General features: G+C 57.8%; 7 protein-coding genes. 4 read left to right on the top strand and 3 right to left on the bottom strand.

Annotated features, from left to right (window positions below):
* Positions 1–177: 177 nt before the first annotated feature.
* Complete coding sequence (locus AWB68_RS24015; protein WP_087646841.1) at positions 178–888, top strand: enoyl-CoA hydratase; 711 nt, start codon at positions 178–180, stop codon at positions 886–888.
* Between the two features lie 147 nt (positions 889–1,035).
* Here the strand turns inward: AWB68_RS24015 and AWB68_RS51490 are convergent, their stop codons facing one another.
* From AWB68_RS51490 to AWB68_RS48305, 3 genes are all read right to left on the bottom strand, one after another.
* Positions 1,036–1,260, bottom strand: coding sequence for a TetR/AcrR family transcriptional regulator (locus tag AWB68_RS51490; protein ID WP_087646840.1), 225 nt, complete (start codon positions 1,258–1,260; stop codon positions 1,036–1,038).
* 139 nt (positions 1,261–1,399) lie between these two features.
* Positions 1,400–1,867 carry a GNAT family N-acetyltransferase gene (locus AWB68_RS51485; protein WP_374729601.1) on the bottom strand — a complete coding sequence of 156 codons (468 nt, stop codon included), beginning with the start codon at positions 1,865–1,867 and terminating at the stop codon, positions 1,400–1,402.
* Between the two features lie 203 nt (positions 1,868–2,070).
* Positions 2,071–2,235 (bottom strand): hypothetical protein, encoded by a 165-nt coding sequence (locus AWB68_RS48305; protein ID WP_160110052.1) that lies wholly within the window; start codon positions 2,233–2,235, stop codon positions 2,071–2,073.
* Positions 2,236–3,409: 1,174 nt separating this feature from the next.
* Here AWB68_RS48305 and AWB68_RS23995 point away from each other — a divergent pair.
* Genes AWB68_RS23995 through AWB68_RS23985 form a run of 3 tightly spaced genes read left to right on the top strand, consistent with a single transcriptional unit; the run spans position 3,410 to position 5,970 of the window.
* Positions 3,410–4,441, top strand: a complete 1,032-nt coding sequence (locus tag AWB68_RS23995; RefSeq protein ID WP_200828778.1) for a CDP-6-deoxy-delta-3,4-glucoseen reductase — start codon at positions 3,410–3,412, stop codon at positions 4,439–4,441.
* A 56-nt stretch (positions 4,442–4,497) separates the two neighbouring features.
* A complete protein-coding gene (locus AWB68_RS23990; RefSeq protein WP_087646836.1) occupies positions 4,498–4,971 on the top strand; it encodes a VOC family protein in 474 nt (157 codons plus the stop codon).
* Positions 4,972–4,989: 18 nt separating this feature from the next.
* Positions 4,990–5,970: a fumarylacetoacetate hydrolase family protein gene (locus tag AWB68_RS23985; RefSeq protein WP_087646835.1), complete on the top strand. Its 981-nt coding sequence runs from the start codon at positions 4,990–4,992 to the stop codon at positions 5,968–5,970.
* Positions 5,971–6,000: the final 30 nt, after the last annotated feature.

The raw sequence follows: 6,000 nt of genomic DNA, 5'->3' as shown, positions 1-6,000 counted from the left end.
CAGGTCGTGATGAAACGCGAGTCGCATCGCAACTCATCCACGATCGCCTGGCGCGAGGCGCCCTCGTCGAGCAGAAGAATCAGCCGCGCACGCCGCACTTGACCTACAGCCATCGTGCGACCGCGCTGCATTGCCATCAATTCCCTGCGCTCGCCATCACTCAGATTCATTTTTCCGATGCACTTTAGAGTCGTGCAATTTAATTGGTTCAATGGACTAGTACGTGCATTGAATGACGATCGGTACATCTATGCCGTCGTGGTGACTGGCGAGGGCACCAGGTTCTTCAGCGCCGGTGCGGAATTGAAAAGCTTCGCCGCCTGTGACAAAGTAGAGGCGCGTCTGATGGTGCAAAGATTCGGCGAAGCGTTCAAAGCGTTGCAGGAGGCGCGTCCGGTTGTCATTGCAGCAATCAACGGTTACGCAATGGGTGGCGGACTGGAATGCGCGCTCGCTTGCGACATACGCATTGCTGAGGAACAGTCGCAGATGGCGCTGCCGGAGCCCGCAGTGGGCTTGCTTCCCTCCGGTTGCGGGACTCAGACGCTGCCTTGGCTGGTGGGGGAAGGCTGGGCCAAGCGCATGATCCTGACCAACGAACGAGTGAATGCCGACACCGCCTTGAAAATTGGACTGGTCGAGGAGGTCTTTGGCAAGGGCGAATCGCTGGATTCGGCCCTAAGATTGGCGGAACGCGTCGCAAGCTTGAGTCCGCAAGCGGTAGCGTTCAGCAAACAACTGATTCACAGCGCTCGTCAGGGTGTCCCGCGAAGGGCCGCGCTGGCGTTGGAGCGCGAGCGCTTCATCGACCTCTTCGATTGGGATGATCAGCGCGAAGGCGTGAATGCCTTTTTGGAAAAGCGCAAGGCGGTTTGGAAGAACTGCTAAACCTACGTGCCAGGAAGCGGGACTGGCCGATTCAATCGGAATGCAGGTCAACGGGGCGTATGTCGCATCGATCCAGGTTAGGGGATGTTCGGTCGGCTCAAGAGTAACCGGCGCGCGTAGTCAAAATTATCCATGCAATGACCTTCTTCAAGACAGTGTTGAAAAGCGCCAATGGAGTTCGAAACACGTTTTACGCTGAGGCTCGGTCTTGAGCGCGTCCTCAATATGCTCGATGTCCTGCAACGCCATGACGAAAGCCGGCGTTACCAGCGCATCGCGTGATTCGAAATGTTTGTAGAAGCCGCCGACGCTCAAGCCAGCTTCTTTCATGATGTCGCCGACACCGATTCCGTCAATGCCGCGCTCGCGCAAAAGACGCGCGGCAACACAATCCGCCGATGCGTGGCCTGTTTGTCAGCTTGTAAGTGTCCCATTTTCTTTCAATCTCAAAGGTGCAGTGTCCTGCGTGTCCATCGACAGTGCCGTTAGCCCAGTCCTTGCACCGCGGCGATTACCTTGCGTCAGCCGACGACCTCACGATTGCCGTCGGTTGCAAGGTTGTGGCAGTGCGAACGCCAAGCTCCCGATACAGTCGAACGGCGGAAACGTTATTGGTGAACACATGAAGGAACGGTACCTTGTCGCGTTCCTGGATGGTTGGCGACAGATGCTCCATCAACAGTCGATCCAACCCCCCGGCCACTCCTGGTGCGTGCACACGGCGCTGATTTCGACGTACTTCCCGGCAGTGAGGCGTTCGCCCGCCATCGCCACCAGTTGGCCGCCCTCCCTGATGCCAAAGAAGTAACCTAGTTCGTTGGTGCGGGAATTGAAGGGTCCAGGCTCCGTTATTTCGGCGAGCCGGAGCATATAAGGTGTGTCGTCTACGTTGGGTCGCACGATCCGCGCATCGGACAGTTCGGGTCGGTCGAACGTACGACGATATCGTTCGCCGGCCCGCTGAGCCGGCGCGCTCCATAAATATGTGGTTTTCAATGATCCTTGACATTATTTATTCCAAGTGAGATCATGCGATATAAATCGACATGATCGTGACGGCTTGATCGCAAGGTTTAAATGACCATTACGTCCGTGCAGATCGAGCGATTGACAAGTCCAAAGAGATGAAGGGTTAGCGAATTGGCGTACCCGAGTACCAGATCACGGCCCGGGGCGAGGAAATCACGCTGAAGTTGCCTGCGATTTCAAGCTTGAAGACGCACCGGAAGGAGAAACGATCTCCAGCCAGTTGGCCATCGGAAGATTGATGCCGTCATGCGGCCCCGTGCGCCTTCGTGCTTTCATCAAGGACAACCTCAGGTCAATTAGCTGTTCGACGATCTGCATAAGAGCACAGTCGATTGGCACGTGCGAACGAAGCTGCGCCTCCTCATACATACCCTCGGCGTCACAAAGACGCTCGCAGATAACCATCCGTGGTTGCCTGGCGCTCTCGTGAAGGCGTTCTCGATATCGAGGTTCCTTGCGCCGGTACGGTTGCCTGGTGCGGTGCCGACGAAAGAACGCTGGCGTTCGTCGAAGATCAATTGCGAGTGACGCGCAAGCTGATGGGGTTTGACTCCTGGTCGTACTGTGTCGCGGAGAACGAGCACGTCGTCGAACGTTTCGTCGCTCGCCATGATGCAGAGGGCTGTCCGGTAGCCGGCCGAAAGCGCGTGAGCTATTTCATCCGACGAGCCTCGAACGGAACGTCGGTTCTATGCTGTCGCCGTGCCAGTCGTGGCGGCACGGCGCGGATCGAACTTGCGTCGCCACGGAAGGCGTTGTCCACAAGCCGTAGACGGTGCGTGACCATGCTCAAGGGCGTCGATGCCGGCGGTTCCTTCAGCTCCCGAGATGGTCGCGCAATGCTCTGCATGTCACTCGAGGCCCAGCCAAGTGGCCGCGGTTTTCCATCGTAAACCTGCGGGACAGTGGCACTAAATCCGAATGTCGCAACACGCGCTGCTAGATCGTGACCTCGCGTATCGAAGGCCAAGGCACGTTTGGGTGGTGGCCTACATAGGCCGGGAAATCATGACGAAAGACGACGAGTTTGGATGTCGATGCATCAGCAGTAGAACGACTGGCAGGCGGTGTTTATTCGGGTAAGTACTAATCCGGTGGTTGCTCGAAATAGGTTGCAAAAGCAACTGTTGTGAGGTCTAATTCGATTACAGTTTGGTTGCTTTTGCAATAATTTTAGGGGTGACAGAAATGACACCCGCTTCCACTGATCGGAACGGAGCCTTCGAAGTGAAGATTAAACAGTTTGGATGACTATGAAACGGACTGCACGTTATTCGATCTGGAAAGCTAATTTGCCTTGGCATTGGGCGCGTCGTTGCAAAGTGACCGCAGGCTCGGTCGCGCGGGCAATGTTGGGCTGAGTCCGTAGGGCGTGATGGGTCGTAAAGGGCATATTTTCTGACTGACGTTCCGGTGATTCGTGTGCCGGCGGTGGATTCGGAACGAGAAGGGCAGCCGGGTAGAGGTTGGACTCAAGAATGGAGACGCAAAAGTGAGTTTTGAAATACTACTGAAACCGAGCGGAAATCGCTATGTCGTCGAAGAGGGCGAAACGGTATTGGCGGCAGCCATGAAGGCCGGTCTTTTCGTTCCTTATAGCTGCCGTTCGGGCGCCTGCAGCGCGTGCAAGGGACGCGTCGTGGAGGGCCGCGTCGAGCATGGGCACGTACTCGAAAGGGCGCTGCAACCCGAAGAACGGGAGCGCGGCTACGCATTGCTCTGCTCGGCAAAGCCGCTTTCCGATTTGACCATCGAGGTGGAGGAACTGACCGGGGTCGATGTCGTCAAGGCTTCGACTTACCCCTGTCGGGTAACTGACATCGCGAGGCCGGCGCCCGATGTTGCCGTTCTGAGATTGCGCCTTCCACCGAACGAGAATCTCTTCTTCCGCGCGGGTCAGTATATAGACGTTCTGTTGCCGGACGGCGTGCGCCGCAGCTACTCGATCGCTGTGCCGCCCGATCCGGTGTCGCTGACGCATATCGAGTTGCACATTCGCCATCACCCGGGCGGGCGCTTCACCGAGCATGTGTTCTCGGAGCTTGCCCCGCGGGAGATGTTTCGCTTCGAAGGGCCCTTCGGTTCGTTCTTCCTGCGCGAGGCTACCGAGAAGCCGGTCATCCTGCTCGCGGGCGGTACCGGCTTCGCGCCTGTAAAGGCCATCGTCGAGTATGCATTGCAACGCGGGAGCGCTCGTGAATTCCACATCTATTGGGGTGGCCGTCGGCGGCGCGACCTGTATCTCGCCGACCTGCCGCGCACATGGGCGGAGGACCATCCGAACGTCCATTTCGTGCCGGTGCTCTCCGAACCGGGAATGGATTGCGACTGGACCGGGCGCACGGGTTGGGTTCACGAGGCGGTGGTCGACGATTTTCCGGACCTTTCGGGCTATGAGGTTTATGCGTGCGGCGCGCCGGCGATGGTCAACGCAGCACGGGAGGAATTCACGAACACGTGCGGTCTTCCACCAGCAGCCTTCCACGCCGATGCGTTCCTGACGCAGGCTGAGACCGCAGCGTGATGCCACGTAGTCGCCGATCGATAAACGAAACGTACCTGACACAATGGAGTCATCTCATGACGCTTGAAATCCCTGGCGAGGCCGTTGTACCTCTGAAAAACAGCCGCGCGATCAATCGACCCTACCTGCTCGGACACGGCACGCTGGAGTGCCGCGACATTGCCGAAACGCGGCGCTTTTACGAGGAGTTCCTTGGCCTCGAAACCGTGCGCCATGCGGCGCCCGCGTTCGCGTTCAGGCTGGGTATGAAGTTCCACGTGTTCTGTGTCGAAGTGGGTGACAAGATCCATGACGTCTCGTTCCTTACTCACTGGGGACTTGACGTGCGTAGCCGTGAAGAAGTCGACGCTGCTCATCGTTCGGCGCACGAGTACAAGGATCAGTACAAGATTCGCCAGATTACCGAAGTGACGCTGCAACACGGCGTGTACTCGTTCTATCTTCAGGACCTCGACTACAACTGGTGGGAATTTCAGCATTACGACGGTTTCCAGGACGACGATGTTTTCGATTTCGGCGATCGCTTCTAAGCGGCAGGACAATTCGACATGAACGACCACTACCATTTGCTGAGTTTCAACGACGAAGGGCGGGCGCGTGCCGGCCTGCTGATCGGCGAGCGTGTTTATCCGTATGGTCCGCAGCTTGGCGAGTTGATTCAGCTCGACATACCTGACCTGACGGTCACTGAACTTATTGGCCGGTGGGACAGCGCTGGTTCGCAATTGCGCGAGGCAGCCGCTCGCATCAGCGCATCGACGACATCGTTGCCGGGCTTCGCGCTTGACGCGGTAACGCTGCTGGCGCCGCTCCTACCTGGAACCATCTATGGCGCGGGCGCCAATTACCATGATCACGTCGCGGAGATGGACCGTGCGTTCAATATGCCGCCGTCTCCTGATCCGCACTCGGTATCGGGGGCGCCTTGGCATTTCATCAAGGCGCCCGCGTGTCTGGTGGTCGCGGGTACTGGCGAGCAGGTTACGTTGCCGCCGTATAGCCGCAACGTTGATTGGGAAGCAGAGCTCGCGGTGGTCATCGGACGGCCGGCAAGGAACGTCGCAGTCGAGAACGCGCTGTCGTATGTCGCCGGATACACCGTGGCCAACGATCTCTCGCTGCGAGATGTATTCGTACGCGACTACATTGGCGTGCATTCACCGTTCCACTTCGACTGGATCTCCCAGAAGTGCTGGGAGGGAAGTTGTCCGCTTGGACCCTGGATTACGCCAGCAGAAACCATTCCGGATGTTCAGTCACTTGGAATCCGTCTCTGGCGCAACGGCGAGTTGCGTCAGGATTCGAGCACAGCGGAAATGATCTTTAGCGTTGCCGAGCAGATCGCTTTCTTAAGTAGCCGGGTGACGCTGTACCCTGGCGACGTGATCCTGTCCGGCACGCCCGCTGGAGTCGGTATGCCGCACAACCAGTTCATCGATCCCGGCGACGAGATCGAGGTCTGGGTCGAAGGTATTGGCACGCTCAAGAGCACGTTCAAGGCGCACGACACCACAACAACGGATAGCTGATATTTGTTCCGGTGTGGCCGTCATCGCGCC

This window comes from Caballeronia choica, assembly GCF_001544535.1.
Classification (GTDB): Bacteria; Pseudomonadota; Gammaproteobacteria; order Burkholderiales; family Burkholderiaceae; genus Caballeronia; species Caballeronia choica.
Note: the sequence above shows the minus strand (reverse complement) of the source record. Positions and strands in the feature narration are given on the sequence as shown.